The 17225-nt window shown below is 38.2% G+C and carries 16 protein-coding genes and 1 other annotated feature; of the genes, 4 read left to right on the top strand and 12 right to left on the bottom strand.

Going from position 1 to position 17225, the window contains the following annotated elements:
- Positions 1 to 92: 92 nt before the first annotated feature.
- From MHI04_RS11380 to MHI04_RS11365, 4 genes are all read right to left on the bottom strand, one after another.
- Positions 93 to 3260 (bottom strand): ATP-binding cassette domain-containing protein, encoded by a 3168-nt coding sequence (locus tag MHI04_RS11380; RefSeq protein ID WP_342534826.1) that lies wholly within the window; start codon positions 3258 to 3260, stop codon positions 93 to 95.
- A gap of 104 nt (positions 3261 to 3364) precedes the next feature.
- A complete protein-coding gene (locus MHI04_RS11375) occupies positions 3365 to 3775 on the bottom strand; it encodes an SRPBCC domain-containing protein (RefSeq protein ID WP_036126406.1) in 411 nt (136 codons plus the stop codon).
- A complete protein-coding gene (locus MHI04_RS11370) occupies positions 3772 to 4098 on the bottom strand; it encodes a metalloregulator ArsR/SmtB family transcription factor (RefSeq protein WP_101966647.1) in 327 nt (108 codons plus the stop codon). Before MHI04_RS11370 ends, MHI04_RS11375 begins: the two co-directional genes overlap by 4 nt.
- 585 nt (positions 4099 to 4683) lie before the next feature.
- A complete protein-coding gene (locus MHI04_RS11365) occupies positions 4684 to 5370 on the bottom strand; it encodes a diphthine--ammonia ligase (protein WP_342534825.1) in 687 nt (228 codons plus the stop codon).
- A gap of 180 nt (positions 5371 to 5550) precedes the next feature.
- Here MHI04_RS11365 and MHI04_RS11360 point away from each other — a divergent pair, with 180 nt between their 5' ends.
- A complete protein-coding gene (locus tag MHI04_RS11360; protein ID WP_340834329.1) occupies positions 5551 to 5979 on the top strand; it encodes an NUDIX hydrolase in 429 nt (142 codons plus the stop codon).
- Between the two features lie 27 nt (positions 5980 to 6006).
- Here MHI04_RS11360 and proS read toward each other — a convergent pair whose 3' ends face one another.
- The 8 genes from proS to MHI04_RS11320 form a co-directional block, all read right to left on the bottom strand.
- Positions 6007 to 7443 (bottom strand): proline--tRNA ligase, encoded by a 1437-nt coding sequence (proS, locus tag MHI04_RS11355; RefSeq protein ID WP_058844416.1) that lies wholly within the window; start codon positions 7441 to 7443, stop codon positions 6007 to 6009.
- Between the two features lie 135 nt (positions 7444 to 7578).
- Positions 7579 to 7798, bottom strand: a binding site (T-box leader).
- A 69-nt stretch (positions 7799 to 7867) separates the two neighbouring features.
- Positions 7868 to 9574 (bottom strand): GGDEF domain-containing phosphodiesterase, encoded by a 1707-nt coding sequence (locus MHI04_RS11350; protein WP_271913421.1) that lies wholly within the window; start codon positions 9572 to 9574, stop codon positions 7868 to 7870.
- 391 nt (positions 9575 to 9965) lie between these two features.
- Positions 9966 to 10136, bottom strand: a complete 171-nt coding sequence (locus tag MHI04_RS11345; RefSeq protein WP_058844418.1) for a hypothetical protein — start codon at positions 10134 to 10136, stop codon at positions 9966 to 9968.
- Positions 10137 to 10353: 217 nt separating this feature from the next.
- Positions 10354 to 10503 carry a hypothetical protein gene (locus tag MHI04_RS11340; RefSeq protein ID WP_036126419.1) on the bottom strand — a complete coding sequence of 50 codons (150 nt, stop codon included), beginning with the start codon at positions 10501 to 10503 and terminating at the stop codon, positions 10354 to 10356.
- A gap of 175 nt (positions 10504 to 10678) precedes the next feature.
- On the bottom strand, positions 10679 to 11173 hold the full coding sequence (locus MHI04_RS11335; protein WP_036126434.1) for a DinB family protein: 495 nt from the start codon (positions 11171 to 11173) through the stop codon (positions 10679 to 10681).
- Between the two features lie 57 nt (positions 11174 to 11230).
- Positions 11231 to 12193 (bottom strand): tyrosine recombinase XerC, encoded by a 963-nt coding sequence (locus MHI04_RS11330; protein WP_036126422.1) that lies wholly within the window; start codon positions 12191 to 12193, stop codon positions 11231 to 11233.
- Positions 12194 to 12443: 250 nt separating this feature from the next.
- Positions 12444 to 12917, bottom strand: coding sequence for an IS200/IS605 family transposase (gene tnpA / locus MHI04_RS11325; protein ID WP_271912593.1), 474 nt, complete (start codon positions 12915 to 12917; stop codon positions 12444 to 12446).
- A 488-nt stretch (positions 12918 to 13405) separates the two neighbouring features.
- A complete protein-coding gene (locus MHI04_RS11320; RefSeq protein ID WP_340808994.1) occupies positions 13406 to 13819 on the bottom strand; it encodes a hypothetical protein in 414 nt (137 codons plus the stop codon).
- A gap of 76 nt (positions 13820 to 13895) precedes the next feature.
- Between MHI04_RS11320 and MHI04_RS11315 the strand changes: the two genes are divergently transcribed.
- The 3 genes from MHI04_RS11315 (at position 13896) to MHI04_RS11305 (ending at position 17221) form a co-directional block, all read left to right on the top strand.
- On the top strand, positions 13896 to 15386 hold the full coding sequence (locus MHI04_RS11315; protein ID WP_330493330.1) for a circularly permuted type 2 ATP-grasp protein: 1491 nt from the start codon (positions 13896 to 13898) through the stop codon (positions 15384 to 15386).
- Positions 15340 to 16305, top strand: coding sequence for an alpha-E domain-containing protein (locus MHI04_RS11310; protein WP_080717130.1), 966 nt, complete (start codon positions 15340 to 15342; stop codon positions 16303 to 16305). The genes MHI04_RS11315 and MHI04_RS11310 overlap by 47 nt, the downstream gene beginning before the upstream one ends.
- A gap of 61 nt (positions 16306 to 16366) precedes the next feature.
- Complete coding sequence (locus MHI04_RS11305; RefSeq protein ID WP_036126429.1) at positions 16367 to 17221, top strand: transglutaminase family protein; 855 nt, start codon at positions 16367 to 16369, stop codon at positions 17219 to 17221.
- The last annotated feature ends 4 nt before the right edge of the window (positions 17222 to 17225 follow it).

Genomic DNA, 17225 nt, shown 5'->3' with positions numbered 1-17225 from the left:
TTTGAATGTTTTTGGAAAAATTAGTGTGTGATTCTAGTCAAATGAAAGTAGCCCATCTGCTCAGTGCAAATGGGCTTTCTAACATATTAGCTTTAATTATTATGCTGTAAGAACTGATAAACCGCCATCATTTCCTGTTTATTCAGCTCACGAATGCGATTGAAAATAGGAATATTGGCAACTGCCTCAAGATGAGAGCCTTCTATTACTACATCACTGACAGTACCAGTTAGCCACGTTTCCACATCAATGCCATCAACAATTTGCTGGCGACCTTCATCGTTTATACCACTTGCACCACAGTTGACACATGGAACGGTTAATTTATGGACCCCATCATGCAATCCATCCTCTGAAAGCACCTTTTTCCCTTTGCAGAATGGACAACTATGACTAGCTTTTACTTTATTGATTTGAGTGACAATTTTTTTATAGCCAAATGCTTCATAAACATACGTTAATTTTTTGTATTTTCCATTCGTAAAATACTGGTCGATGATATTTTCTCTTGTCTCGTAAATATTGGCAAAATCACAGATGGTTACTTGGTTTTTTAGGCTGATGTTCTTTATATAATCTTGGATTTTGTCCCAGAATGGAAGTGCATTTTGTAGGACCATTTCATAGCCAACAAAGCTTGCTAGCTCTAATTCCAGCATTTTCAACGCTACTTGTATTTCTCTTGGCAATAAGGAGACATCTTGTAGAAGTGACATGTCACCCCCTACAATGGCTTTCAATTTTTCAAGTTGTGGTAAGTTCCCTACAGTTTTTATTACCACATCAAGAGGTTGACGAATCAAGTCACGAATATCTGTGTCCCCAAATTGTAATTTTTTCTGGTGGTTAAGCACAGTGCCATGACAAATTGGGCAAGGCATCATCTCTCTTGTTTCCTTCATTTGCTCCTTAATAATGGATTTTGAAATGACGATATAGCGACCAATGATAAAGTTAAAACCTTCCCATTTCTTCGAAGATTTTGTTGCCTTATCATAAAAGGACTTATCCCAATACCCATATAAAAATGTATGCTTTTCTTCCTCAGTCATAGCATTGTAACTTTTACTAATGTCTTGACCAAGTTCATTTTTAATTTCTTCAAAAAGAAATTCCAGCTTCGCATGTTGATAGTATTTTAAGACCTCCATAATATCTGGGTGTAATAAGCCATCCCAAAATGGCACGTTTTTATCTTGTACGACTAGATCAAAATCGAATTTGGAAATTTCCAATCTCCCTGAACAGCTTGGACAATGATTGTCTTGGCTATAGAAATCGAAGCTTCTTGTATCCTTATTCGTTGGGTGTGCAGCGACAATATGATTAATCAGACCACCCATTTCATACAGAAAACTATACTGACTATATAAATGTCTTTCCAAGTCGATCGCAATAACAGGCCCTATTTTATTGGATTCGTAGTCACCGTAAATGAGACGTGCCATTGAAGATAGGCTTTTTAAAATGCCACCTTTATAAATATTTTCAGCCTTTTTAAAATAGCTTATAGGTTGGTCTTCTAAGTATTGAATACCATTTCTTGATGCGAGCGTAGACGCGATTTGTAATGGAGCCGTTTTTGTATAGTTAACCTGATTATAATAGTCCTCATGACAAACTACCTCAAGATGTGTCACAGGCTCCTGCTGTCTTTTACCAAAGTCTACAATGAAATCAGAGCTCTCTAACATATAGGTATTATGCTCAATCATGATGATAGAGATAGCTTCATCCTCAAGGATGTCCCTTACACTATCAATAAACTGGTTTAAAATGTTTTGAGATAATCCTTTAGAAGGCTCATCAAAAATAAACAGTGTATGTGGATTTCGCGAATTCGCAAATAACTCCGATACTAAATGCACACATTGGAATTCACCAGTCGACAGCGATTGTGTTTTTCTTTCCAGTGTCAAATAGCCTAGCCCTAGTTTAATTAGTAAGCTTAAACGTTTATGGGCGATATCTTCATGAGGAAGTTCATCAATAATGTCTTCAATCGAGCGTTGGAAAATAGCATCAATGTCCTCGCTATATTTGGTTAGTTTCTTTTTAATATCGAGGAAAGTTGCGACAGTTGATCGACTAGTAATGGACTGATTCCGATCCTGCCCGACCATCACTAGTTTGTCCTTTGGATAGCGTTTGACAAAATCTTTAGCGATACATTCATTCACAAGCGTTGATTTCCCACAGCCAGACTCCCCAGTAAAAGTAATAAGTCGGTTTTGCGGAATGGCTATTTCGTCCATTTGTATATTGCGGCAATATAAGTCTCGGAATTGATAAAAGGATGTTGGCTTTGATGGGTTTCGTTCCGAATAGATAGGCTGTGGTCGAGGAGATTCTTCCACGATTTTACCGCCGTATTTCCCACTCCCTGGTCCAAAGAATAGGTGCTTATTTGCCATGTCTAGCACCGTATCTGAATGATCAATAAGCCAAATTTGGTTTTTAGTGCCCAACTGTTGGATTTGCTCTAAGATTTTTAGTAATGTGTCATGGTCAAGACCAACAGAAATTTCGTCGACAATAATGACCGTGTTTTCGCTAGTAGCCATGAATTCTGCTAAGTAAAGTCTTGTTAATTCTCCGCCCGACAATGTCCCCATAATACGATTTAATGTTAAATAGCCAATATTCATCTGGATAATATTTTGAAGAATATGTTGCTTCTCTTCACTTATATTTAATTCTTTTGATAAGGAATAGATCGTTTCGATACTGAAATTGTGAATATCAGAAATACTGTATGATTCATTCCATAAAGCTATTTTATGTTGCTCCACTTCAGGACTATAGCGTTTACCTGAGCATTTTTTACATTCTACATTTTTCGTCGTGCCACGTCCTTTACATGCAGGACACCAGCCTAATGCATTGTTAAAGGAAAACATCTCTGGAGAAAGTTGAAATTCATCCGCGAGTCGATTACGAATTTCTTTAAAAACACCCGTATGAGTACCAATCGTTGAACGTGGGTTGCTGGAGATAGAGGATTTTCCTAAAAAAAGTACGAGGGGCATATCCTCCATTTTGATGGCACTGAAGTTCGTTTCCATAATGTTTGGAAATAAATATTGATACTCCGCCTTAGGTAATAAAGAAACGAGACGTTTTTTGGATTCTTCCCCAATCGTTTGACAAAATGTCGTTTTCCCTGAGCCAGACAAACCGGCTATACCCAATGAATGATGTTCTGGTAAGACGACATCTAAACGGTTGATATTGTTGGCAATTAGTTGATTGATCTTCATTTAGTTATCCTTCCATGTCTAGAAAATTAAAAAATTTGAGTGAAAATGAAAGAACACAATTCTTGCTACGGAATTGCGCTCTCCTTGTTATCGTTTGATTTGTATTAGGCTAGTACTTTTTCAAGCTGTGTGCTCATATTCGTCCAAGCATATGTTGCCCCTTCGATTGCCCCTTGACGAGCTTTTGTTTCTTCGCTAAAGCCACTTTGATCAAGATGAAGCTGAGTCGTGCCATCTGAATCTTGTGTTAATGTCCATGTAACAGTCGTTGTTTCACCAGCACTTGTCCAAGTGTAAGATAATGTATGAGGCTCTTCTACTACAAGTACCTCACAGTCTACAATGCCGTCCCACCATTCATTTGGTTCAGCACGGAATTGAAATTTATGCCCAACGATTGGTTGGAAGTCATTATTCCAAATCCATTTTGCTAGCGTATCTGAATCGGTTAAAGCATGCCAAACCTGCTCGATTGAACTTGTAAATGTAAAATCTAATGATACATCTGGTTTCATTTTTTTTCCTCCAATAATAGATGTAATTTAGCGATTCTTTCTTTCCAAAATCCTTCATAAAACGATACCCAATCCTGTATTTCTTTCAACGGGGCCGCATTCAGCCGATACCTTGTCTCTCTACCTTCCTTGCGAGCAACGACAAGACCTGCATCTTTCAGGATGGCTAAATGTTTCGAAACAGCGGTACGCCCCATGTCAAATTGAGCGGTTAATTCGTGAAGCGGTAACTCATCTACCTCTGCCAGTAAACGGATCAACTTTCGTCTTGTAGGGTCAGCAATGGCTACATAAACGTCACGCTCTTGATGATTGTTATTCAAAACCACCACCCTTTCTAATAGGACACTAAATGGTGTCTTAATTATATGACACCATTTAGTGTCCGGTCAATGATTATTTTGGACAAAATGAGATGGATTCTATACCTATAAAGAAGAAACAGCCAAAATGCAAAAAAAGTACAGAGGTGAGAGCCTTTGTACTTTTCGTTCATTATTAGTATCTATTTCTTTAAATTTATTATGAGAGCCATGAAAACCAGAGTATGTAGTAAGCCTATATGTTGACTCATTGTTTTCTCTATTACTCGAAATCGTTTATTTAAGAAACGCTCATTTGTCTAATCAACTTGTTTCAGTATTTTTTCAATGCTTTGCCACTTTCAGAAATTTCGTGATAACCATTAATCAATTTAGCTTCCCTAACTCTCGCGCTAGCCAGCTAACATATTGCTTTTCTTGATGAAGAGTGGCAATCATTTTTCAACGATAAGGATTTGACAAAGCACTTAATACTAATAGTAATTCATCCCCATTTAATGTATTTTTCCTCTGTAATCATTTTATTACACACGACCATATACATTAAAAGGAAAAACCATGATCATCACAAGAAAGGCTGTGGATTTACGCTCGTTCTAAAGGTAAAAATGCATAGTCTCCATCTCTTATAATTGGACATTTGCGCACAGCTATTGGCTGCTGAAAAAGAGGGCCATCAATGACGGTTGTATGGAATTCTCCTCCCTCCCCGCACGGGTCAATCTTACGAGCTTCTAGTTCTAATACATATTCAGGGGTAAGTATTCGCCCTAAATCATCCTCAGTCATGCCTAAGGATAAGTTGACCGTGACAATCATCGTGATAAATCCTAAGTTAATAAATTCATCGACTGCTTCGCGATGGTCCATTTCCCATAATGGCATGCCTAGCTGTAACCCAGCATTTTTTGTGACCTTATCATGCCAGCAGCCATGTGCAGGCATATCTAAGTCACCTGTCACTAACACTTCTGCCCCCTGCTGTTTTGCCTTTTCTAAAAGGTGCATAAAGACACTTTCGTAGTCTGCCCAACTAGCTGCAGCCGTAAAGACAGGCAATCCGATCGAGTCAGCCTGCGCCTGGATAAGCTCAGGTGGCATGCCGTGTGACCTCGAACGTTTCCCTTCCTCCTCTAGCATCACAAGCAGTCCTACAGCCTGACCTACCTGGGATGCTTTATATAAAGCTAAAGTACTGTCCTTTCCACCACTAAATGAGGCAATAAATGGACGATCTTGTGCATTCTGTTTCCAGCCTGTTGTATCTGTCATTCCCTTATCTCCTTGTCAAAAATAGTCTGTTAGCATCCTTATCAAAAAATTGAGTCATAGATAGTAGCATCATTTTTAATCGCTATATCCCCATTTCTTCAGGAAATTTTCAAGATATAACACCCCTTCATTTTATCATAAGTAGAATAAAAATTTGGCTAACTATGTTGGAGGGGCGCTATGAGTGATTATGTTATCAAATTAAGACAACTAGTTGGGACAATGCCTGTTATTTTAGTAGGTTCTACAGTAATTGTCTTAAATCAGACGAAAGAAGTGCTCCTTCAATTTCGTGCTGATATCGAAATGTGGGGATTACCTGGAGGAGTAATGGAGCCAGGGGAAACCCTTGAAGAAACAGCGAAACGAGAGCTGTATGAAGAGACAGAATTGCATGCAAACAATCTTCAGTTTTTAACGATATTATCAGGTTATCAGGACTATTTTAAATATCCTAATGGGGATGAGGTATTCGGCGTAACGGCAGTCTTTTTAGCAGATCAGACAGATGGATGGCTCACTATGAGGGATGGCGAAAGCTTAAAATTGGACTACTTCCCGAAAGCAAAGGATGTAATCGATCACCACCTCATAACAACAGCCTCCTAATTAAATAGGAGGCTGTTGTAGTCGTTATTAATAGGCTTGTGCAAACCAAACCGTATGTTTAGCTTCATTTCCACAGCCAATACATGTTGTTTTTGTTGTTGGTGGATTAAACGGCATATTACGAGATGTATATTTTGTTTCTTCCTTCACTTTTTCCTCGCATGCATCTTCTCCACACCAACCAGCTAGTACCCAGCCAGGAATTGTACCGTTTGCTTTGGCTGCTTCAATATGCTGTTGTAATTGTGGTAATGAATCAATCATTGTATGTGTGTTTGCTTCACGGAACTGACGTGCTTTTTCGAGTAAGCGCGCTTGCATGGTTGTTAATTCTTCTTCAATGGCTGTGATAATCGTAGCTAAATCAATTGTTCGTTTTTCCTCTTCATCACGGGCTTTAAGTAAAGCTTGATTGTTGTCAAGATCACGAGGTCCTAATTCAATGCGAACTGGCACCCCTTTTAGCTCCCATTCATTAAACTTAAAGCCTGGTGATTGGTCCGAATCGTCAAGGCGTACGCGAATGCCCTTCGCTTTTAAAGCGACAAAAATTTCATCTAGATGCTCCATAATTTGAGGGTTCTTTTTCCATGGTCCCACTGGAATTAAAACAACTTGAGTTGGCGCGATGCGTGGAGGTAAAACAAGCCCCTGCTCATCACCATGCACCATAATTACCGAGCCGATTAAGCGCGTAGATGTACCCCAAGATGTTGTGTGCACATACTCATGCTGGTTTGCTTTATTTAAATACTTAATGTTAAAGGCTTCTGCAAATTTCGTACCTAAATAATGAGATGTACCAGCTTGCACAGCCTTGCCATTTTTCATCATCGCCTCAATCGAATACGTATCGACAGCACCTGCAAAACGTTCAGAAGGTGTTTTTTGTCCGTCATAGACTGGAATTGCTAGTACTTGTTCTACAACTTCTTTATAGATTTCAAGCATTTGCATCGTTTCTTGACGAGCATCCTCTTCATCGACGTGCGCTGTATGTCCTTCTTGCCATAAAAATTCAGATGTGCGAATAAAAGGAAGAGTTTTCTTTTCCCAACGGAAGACGTTTGCCCATTGATTAATCAAAACGGGTAGGTCACGGTAGCTTTTAATCCAATTGGAGTAAAGATGGCCAATCATCGTTTCAGACGTTGGACGTAGTGCCAGACGTTCTTCTAATTGTTCCCCTGCTGCCTCTGTTACCCAAGGTAGCTCAGGTGAGAATCCTTCGATATGATCCTTTTCTTTTTGGAAGAAAGATTCAGGAATAAGCATTGGGAAATAGGCATTACGATGCCCTGTCTCTTTAAAGCGACGATCCATTTCCTCTTGAATATGCTCCCAAATCTCATAGCCATCAGGTTTAAAGGCAATACAGCCACGAACAGGTGTATAATCCATTAAATCAGCTTTTTGGATAGTCTCAATATACCATTTCGAAAAATCTTCTAATTGTTTTGACATGTGATCTCCTCCAATTTTTGTTAAATCATTGTTGCCTTGGTGTAAGAAAAACAGTGCCATCTACCAGGGCGTTTAGCTTGTTTCAGCGAGCTGTTACTATCAAGCTGAATGAAAAAAGCACAAAGCTGTCCTCTGAATAAGGACGTCTTTGTGCTGGATAGACGTGGTACCACCTTGATTTAGCTTTAAGTAGAACTTAAAACCCTCTCACGTTTGGTAACGAAAACGACTCGGTTATGTTTGCATAACATCTCCGTGGTAGGTGTTCAGTAAAGAAGCGGTGATATAGCTCTCAGCAATTGCTATATTTTCTGTCTCACAATTCTTACTTACTTGGCCACATCATCAAATTGAATATTGTCTGAACTGTTTGGCTTTATCCCACTTTAGCAAAATCATTCAGGAATAGCAATTCATAACTGGTCTATTTTGTCACAGAATTAACGATTAAATCTGTAAAATCATCTACAGACAATGGCTTACTGAAATAATAACCCTGCACATACTCACAGCCATGCTCACGAAGTACGTTCAATTCAGCTTCTTCCTCGACACCTTCAGCAACTACTTGAAGATTTAAAGCATGTGCTAAGGAAATCATAGCTGAAATCATCGCAATCCCTGATTTTTCAGGCACAATGTCACGGACAAAGGCACGGTCAATTTTAAGGACATCCACAGGGAATTTTTTTAAGTAGTTTAACGATGAATAGCCTGTCCCGAAATCGTCTAATGAAATCGTAATGCCCAATGCCCGTAATTGCTTGATGGTATCAATTAAATCTTCCGTATAATCAAGCATACTCATTTCCGTAATTTCAATTTCTAATAAGTGTGGGTCAATGCCTGTTTCTGCAATGACTTCACACACCATGTCCACAAAGCTACTTGTACTAATATGAATCGGAGAAATATTGACGGCTACGCGCAATGTTAAATTATGTGCTTCATTCCAAAAACGAGCTTGAGCACAGGCTTTATGTAATACCCAAACACCGATATCATTAATAAGCCCACATTCTTCTGCAAATGGAATAAAACGATCTGGTGGAATATGACCTAATTCAGGATCATACCAGCGTAGCAAGGCTTCCATGCCAATGACCGTATCTGTTTTTAAATCAATTTTAGGCTGGTAATGTAATTCTAAGCGGTCCTGTTTTAATGCTTGGTGTAATTTTGTTTCTAATAGAAGCCATTTATCGTTGGCTTCATCCATATTGTCACGGTATAAACGGTACTGATTTCCACGCGTAGATTTTGCTGCATACATGGCAATATCCGCATTTTTCAATAATTCTTCTACAGAGTTTGCATGATCTGGGAATATACTAATGCCGATACTGATGCTTGCATAAAATTCATAGGTATCGACGATGAAACTTTCATTGAAGACATTAATGATTTCTTTGGCCATTTCGTCAATGCGACTGACGTCATTTAAAATCATGACAAATTCATCACTATTGTGGCGATAGAATGAATTAGATGTATAATCAACATTTCGTAGACGATTCGACATTTCCACTAAAAACATATCGCCGATAATATGACCAAGCCCGTCGTTAATGTGTTTGAATCGATTCACATCAATGAAAAATAACGCAAATTTATCTCCTGTACGTCGAGATTGATGGAATTCATTTTCTAAACGCTGTTCTAGTTTACGACGATTTGGCAGTCCTGTTAATTCATCGTGATAGGCAATATGGGTAATTTTTTTTATGTCCTTTTGCGCTGTAATATCGACGCGAATGGCGATATATTGATAAGGCTTTCCCTTTTCATCAAGGAATGGGAAAATCGTTGTCTTTACCCAATATAAACTGCCATCTTTCGCACGATTGCACACCTCGCCATTCCACATATCACCATTACCTATTGTTCTCCACATCTCTCTAAAGAAAGATTTAGGATGGAAGCCTGAGTTAAGTAAACGGTGATCTTGACCTAATAATTCTTCACGCGTATACTTCGAAATTTTGCAAAAATGATCATTAACAAACGTAATTTTCCCGGTACGATCGGTAATCGCTACAATGATGGAACTATTCATGGCGGAAAAGATATCTTGTAATTCTTTTAGACTATAGTTCATTTGATTAATGCTATTAGGCGTGATATTCATCATTTTCATTCTCCGTTCATTAAAATATGAAGGGTTTGGTACTTTTGCTTTATCTTACAGCGAGGTATAAAGTTGTGGTATATCGCCCTTTTTTATGTAATTATATTATAGTCTTAGAAAAGCAGTTAATTCAACCCAAATATCAAAAACATCTAAAGCCCTATTTGAGGATTTATGAGAAAATAGCCAAAAAATAGCGGTTATAAACACCCTAAATTTACCTAATCGTAAAGTTTTTTGATACTTTTGTACTATTGAAAGTGCTTTCTTTAGGCTATTTATCTATTAAATACAAATTTCAATTATGCTAGATAAAGAGAATGCAGCTATGTAAATTTTTTGTGAAAGCAAAAATACCTTACGAACCCACAGAGGTAATAAGGTATTTTACAAGTTAAGAAACCTCATATTCGATTGACTCTTCTGATGATTTTGCATATTGGTTATATGCATGTAACTGCTCTTGCGATAAATTTAAAATATAATAGTGAAAATTAATAGGCTCTAGTCCGTGCTCCTCACATACTTGGCGGTAAAATTCATAACCCTCTCGATAATCTGTCACCCTTCTAACTTCCTTTCATGATTGCTACTAAATGTGGTTTTTGATTTTTGTTATATAACAGTAATATTATTTTCTAAAAATATATAACAGAGTATGATGCTTGTCAATAAATTATCTGAAATTTCTTTTATAAATCACAAAAGCCCAAACCATTGTATTTAGTATGGCTGGGCTTTTCATAAAATATTCACGTCGGCTTCCGTCATAACCACGTCCTTTAAATGCCTAATTGTTTTGCTTGCATGTTATAAGCAGACAGTTGTTGCTGTGATAACTGTAATACATAATAGCGGAAAGAAATTGGCTCTAATCCATAACGCTCACACATTTCACAATAAAATTCATAGCCGTCTCGATACTTTGTCATTAAAAATTCCTCCTTGATTTGAAAACTGTTTTATAACAGTTGTTATTATTTTTATTTAATATATAACAGATTATGTAGCACGTCAAGAGGTTATGATAGAAAAAACATATAACAATAAAAGGAATTTGGCTCACACTTGTGTGCTCAAATCCCTCTATACTTACTTACCATATGTTTATTTCATTATTTCTTGTATTTGCTCGATATGACGCTGCTCGTGTAAATAAACCATTTCAATCCATTGATCGAGTGGCAATGTACCTAAGGCTGGGTGCTTCACAGCATATTTTGTTAAAATTTCAGGTTCTTCGATTGTTTGTAAAAAAGCGAGAAAATTCATTCTTGTTGTGGCTAGTAAATCTAGCATCTCCTGAACGGTAAAAGGCTGATCTATTGGCTCCACAATAGTTGGTGCTTGAAATTTTTTTGTTCTATCCAAAACAACAAGCTGAACATTTTTTCTTGCAGGTGATGATTGTTCTTGGGCTTGTAATCCCCATGTAATGGCTTTTTTGGCTGCTTCCTCTACTAACACAAGATGATGACAGATTTGTGCTACACTCCAGCTTTGTGCATCTGGTTTGTCATTAAAGCTTGTATTGTCTAAGTTTTGAATCGTTTGAAGTAATTGCGCCCTTGTTGCGTCGAATTGTTCTTTTGCTACTAACATCATAAGTTAACCCCCTTCATTTGGCATACTACTATATTCGACAGAGAGGGGTAAAAATCATCTCTCGCGCACAATATTAAAGGGATTATTTTCTAAAACATGTTGTAGCTGCTCGTCCTCTATATGCGTATAAATTTGAGTCGTCGCTACACTTGAATGTCCTAAGATATGCTGTAAGCTCCGAATATCTGCACCTGCTTTATACATCATAGTCGCAGATGTATGACGCAACTTATGTGGTGTAAGTCGTTCCTTTTGAAGACCTGATTGTTGATTAATACGTTTCACGATTTTGGCAACAGTTTGGCGCGTAAAGCGTGTTCCTTTTTGTGAGACGAAAAGAGGCTCATCCCCGTCCCCCTTATAAGGCGTTTTCCCACTATTTTCATAATCTGCGAGTGCCTGCAAACAGCTATCGTTTAAGTAGACAGTACGCTCCTTATTGCCCTTCCCGACAACCGTTAAATAACGTCCTTGAATAGATGTTTTATTGAGCTGGCAAAGCTCCGTCACACGTATTCCTAAATTTAAGAAAAACATCATCATACAGTAATTTCTTGGTGATGCCTGATTTGTTGGTATTCCATCGATAAATTGAGTAGCCTCTTGAAGATTCATATAAATTGGTCTTTTTCGGCCAATTTTTGGTGTTTCTAATTCTTCTGCTGGATTTTCCTCAATAAGTCGACGTTTTCCTTTCAAGTACTTGAAAAAGGATTTTAATGTCGCCACTTTTCGTGCCCTCGAAGCAGCAGAATTTCCTCGCTGTACCTCACAGTACTCCATAAAGTAATAAAGATCCTCTAATGTAATATCACGAATTTCTTCTATTGTAATAGTGGCAATATCAATGGCTACTAAATTTTCTATATCCAGATCCTCCTGGATTGCTTTATGGAAACGGAAAAATAAGGTTAGGTCATATTCATATTCTTTTCTTGTGCGCTGTGATTTTCCTTTGATGGTCGTTAAATAAACTAGAAAATCCTTCATGAATTTCGGTTGCTTGGTATTTTGCATGCTAATCACCTCTATTTGCTCTATTTTACCATGAAAAAACGTTCCCAAATATAAATTTGGGAACTTTATTGAAAAAAATGCCCTTTTTCATGATATAGAACAAATGTTCTTTTTAAGCAATCAGAACCACCAGTATAACTGGTGGTTTGCTCTGCGCGTGAAACGCTGGGGTACTGGCCCATGTCTAAAGACATTCTGAATGGTCTGCCAACCGCACTCCGTTTTCACACAAACCGCTAAAGCGGCTTACTTATTTTTTCTTTCTCTTGATTTCTTCTCCTGTGAATGGGTCAATGAATTCTTTCATCGTCATTTGATCTTGCAGGATATCTTCTTGTAATTGATTTTTTATATACTCTTGTATCTTTTTCTTATTTCGGCCGACTGTGTCCACATAGTATCCTCGACACCAGAATTGACGATTACCGTATTTATACTTTAAATTCGCATGTCGGTCGAAAATCATTAGACTACTCTTCCCTTTTAAATAACCCATGAACGCAGATACACTCAATTTCGGTGGAATACTTACCAACATATGAATGTGGTCAGGACAGGCTGTTGCCTCTATGATTTCTACATCTTTTCTTTCACATAATTGGCGCAATATTCTTCCAACATCTGCTTTAATTTGACTATAAATAATCTGCCTTCTATACTTTGGCGCAAAGACGATATGATACTTACAATTCCACGTTGTATGTGCTAAACTTTTGTTATCCATTTATGGTGGCTCCTTTCGTACGAAGTCGGTTGACTAGACCTGACTTTATTGTACGTTTGGAGTTTTTTTATTGTCCATAGCTAAAAGCTTTCCGGAACCCCCTGCATAGCAGGGGGTTTTCAAAGCACACAAATAAAAAAATCCCCTTTTTAAAAAAAGAGGATTTCCTTTTAAATCTTTTGTGACAGTTGCAGGAAAATAGTCATAAAGTTCACGTTAAATGAATATTAAAATCTAGTATACTTCATCTTGATTCAGCTTAAATGCTTGTCTTGCCCACCTTCTACTAAACCGTCAAAAAGGGCTATGTCTTATGGCAATATCGGTGTGATTAATATCAAGTAACTTCTACTTGGTAGCTTGAGTATTGTTTATTTACTTGAAAACAAAGTTACGAGGAGTCGCAATTCGCTTGCCCTGTGAGACGCTTTGAAAAAATAGAAGATGGGTCACTACCCATGTCGATTCGTCTCACAACGCGAATGGTATTATTTTACAAAAACTGAATAAGCACCGTCTGCCTGTTTTGTTAGTGACCAGTTTGTCGATAACATTTGCTGAAGTCTTGCGACTGTCTCCTCATTACACGTTAAATGCTGGATACCTGTTTCTAACAGTTGGTAATCCTTCCCTTCTTCTAATTGAAAGCGAAGTTGCAATAAACGTTGGATGCCTGGCAATGTTACATACTTGATTCGATAATGGCCATGGTACGCTTCTAAGAATTGTTGTTCCCCTTCTTTATAAAGAGCCATTGTCTCATTAAATTCATAGTTTGGTACTTGTTCTTGCCAAGCTGATACATCCCCCGTACGTAAAGCGCCTAAGATCTCTTCTTCTGAAAAATTTAATTTAGATAGTTTATCTAATTCATAAGCTTGCATTAAATTAATGATGGTCATGATTGTTAGCTCCTTATATGTATTTATTCACAGTGTAACATGTTTTCACTACTACTTGAATTCGGAGGCGATCCATATGATGAATTTATATGATTCTAGTCTGTTTTTTGATGAAATGTTTGATGGCAATCAGCCGAAGCCTCATTATCAATCTTTTCATCATAAGCTATCCTTTTTTTCTCAGGAGCAACTTGAAGAAAAGTATCGACAAGCACAAGCAAGCTTTCTCAGACAAGGAATTACCTTTACGGTCTATGGAGCGCAAGATGGAACTGAGCGTACAATGCCCTTTGATTGTGTCCCCATTATTATTCCTCAAACGAAGTGGGCCATGATTGAGGCAGGCGTCAAACAGCGTGTGCAAGCCCTCAATTTATTTTTGCAGGATGTTTATGGGCAACAAAGGATTATTCGAGACGGTTTTATTCCAAGACAGCTTGTTGAAAATAATCCGTATTTTACAGCAACAATGATGGGTTTCCAAGTACCGATTGCGAATCATATATTTTTAGCAGGCATTGATTTAATACGGGATGAAAAGGGTGATTATCATGTATTGGAAGATAATTTACGCAACCCTTCTGGCATTTCCTATGTCTTTGAAAATCGTGATGTCATGAAGGAAGTGTATCCTGAATTTTTCTCTAAGCATACCATCCAACCACTTGATAAACACATCGCTTATATGAAAAAAGCACTTCTTGTGCACCGCCCACCTTCCATGCAAGCAGAGAGAGAGCCTAAAGCCGTGCTACTAACAGCTGGCATGTACAATTCAGCTTATTACGATCATGTCTTTTTAGCCCAGCATTTAAATATACAGCTCGTAGAGGGTCGTGATTTAGTGGTACAGGATTTGAAAGTATATATGAAAACTATTTATGGTCTACAGCAAATAGATATTATTTATCGTCGTATTGATGATGATTTTTTAGATCCTGTTGTCTTTCGTGAGGATTCTTTATTGGGTGTTCCTCATTTAATGGCTGCCTATCAAGCGGGGCATGTCGCCATCTTAAATGCTGTTGGCAACGGGGTTGCTGATGATAAAGCAATGTATGCCTATGTACCAGAGATGATTCGGTATTACTTGCAGGAGGAGCCTATTTTACCGAATGTGAAAACCTATCATTTAGGAGATGATAAGCAACGAGCATGGGTGCTAGAACATATTCAAGAGCTAGTCATTAAGAATGTGAGTGCCTCTGGCGGCTATGATATGTTGATTGGCCCGCATGCTAGTGAGGAAGAGATTGCTTTGTTTAAGCAAAAAATTAGCAAGCAGCCATTTCAATATATTGCACAACCAACGATTAAATTGTCTAGAGCCCCTGCCTTTCAAAATGGACGATTCTATCCTTGTCATGTCGATTTACGAGTTTATGTCACGAAGGGTGAGGATTGTTATGTGTTGCCTGGCGGTTTATCTCGAGTGGCACTACAAGAAGGATCACTTGTCGTAAATTCCTCACAAGGCGGTGGTGCTAAGGATACGTGGATACTAAAGGAGGAGTTGCAGCATGCTAAGTCGAGTAGCCGACGCGCTATACTGGATGGCACGGTATAGTGAACGCACACAATCAAATGCACATATATTACAGGTACAGCTGTTGAATATGTTGGAGCAATCGGGGCAAGAACATGCTTATCTTGATCATTGGGAGGCTGTCTTAGCTATTTGTGCCTCTAAGGAGGAATATTTAGCGAATTACTCAGCCATACGTGTCAACCCATTGATTGACTATCTACTTTTTTCCGAGAAAAACGGCAATGCCCTCCACGTTACATTACGTGCCATACGAGAAAATGCACGGGTTACGCGTGATAGTATACCAACTGAGCTATGGGAAATACAAAATACCTTTTATTTAACGAAGCAACAGGCCATACTGACAAGAGAACGCCCAATCCCACTTATTGAACTTCAAGCATTTTTACAGGAAGTAAGAAAAACTCTATGGATGGAGAACGGGTTAATCGAGAGCACGATGGATCGTGATCTTCCCTTTTATTTCATGCAGGTTGGCAAATGGCTTGAACGAGCAGAAAAAACGTTGCGGATGACGTTAAGTATAGTGGAACAACAGAAGCTGTCGGGCTTATCCCTGTTAGAGGATGATGGTAGCTTTTTATTGGCGCTTACAGCAGCAAGAGAGTCTTATATGCGGAAACATTGCCAGACGAATTTACTTGCGGTTATTCGCTATTTAGTACAGGATGAGCATTTCCCATGTTCTGTGATGTTTTGTCTAAAGAAAATAGAGGAAGCTATTACGGCGATTGAACATGATTCTTTATCCTCAAGATTTTTAACACTGCATACAAGCATTCGTAGCCTCATCCTAGCAATCAATCATCTTGATTTTTGGCAAATGACTCTTGAAGAAACGATGACTATAATGGAGGAAAGACTGTCGCAATGTATAGCTTTTAGTGATACCTTTTCGACAGTTTATCATTTATATGAACCCAGCATACAACCTTGAAAGGAACCCACCACAGCTCCCTTTCAACAGGCAAGTCAGTAAGCAGAAGGAAGCGGACACGATGAAATTTGAAATTCAGCATACCAATATTTTTCAATATGAGTCTGAAGTCGATCAAAGCTTGAATACGATTCGTTTAAAGCCTCGCAGTGATGAGCGGCAGCGATTATTATCGTATCGAATTGCCATTACGCCCTCCTCATTGACCCGTGAGCATACGGATATTTGGGGTAATACAGTTGGTTCTTTTTATATACCGGAGCAGCATCAAATACTCGAAATTCATACATCTTCGATTGTTAGTATTCAGCGTGCACCATTTATTCATCGTATTCAATATTCGCCCGAAATGCAGACCATTTTCCATTCACAGCTATTTTATGAGCATTATTTACCGTATTTAAAAGCAACTCATTTTACTTTTATGACCGATCAGCAATTAGAGGAAGTTTATCATGCGATTGGTCATGCTGAAAATCCAGTGCTCTTTTCACTTAATTTAATGCAATATTTATATGCTAGCTTTGAGTATGATCCTACAGCGACAGTTGTAACGACAACAGCAAGTGAGGCATTTGCATTAAAACGGGGTGTTTGTCAGGATTTCACCCATGTCATGCTAGCTGTTTTGCGAGCTAAAGGCATTCCCGCTCGGTATGTCAGTGGTTACTTATATGTGGATGAAAATTCAGCCCTCATTGGTGATAGTGCTACACATGCCTGGGTGGAAGTCATGATACCAGGTATTGGCTGGATTGGTCTTGATCCAACAAATAATGTAGAAGTTTTAGAAAATCATATTATTTTATGTATAGGTCGCGATTATAGTGATATTAGCCCTGTTGAAGGTGTTTATAGTGGAGGCAAGCATGATTTAACGGTCAAAGTGAGTGTCAAAGCATTGAATCATTTATAATAGG

It is taken from the genome of Lysinibacillus sp. FSL K6-1151 (assembly GCF_038630755.1).
In the GTDB taxonomy this organism is placed as follows: Bacteria; Bacillota; Bacilli; order Bacillales_A; family Planococcaceae; genus Lysinibacillus; species Lysinibacillus fusiformis_D.
Note: the sequence above shows the minus strand (reverse complement) of the source record. Positions and strands in the feature narration are given on the sequence as shown.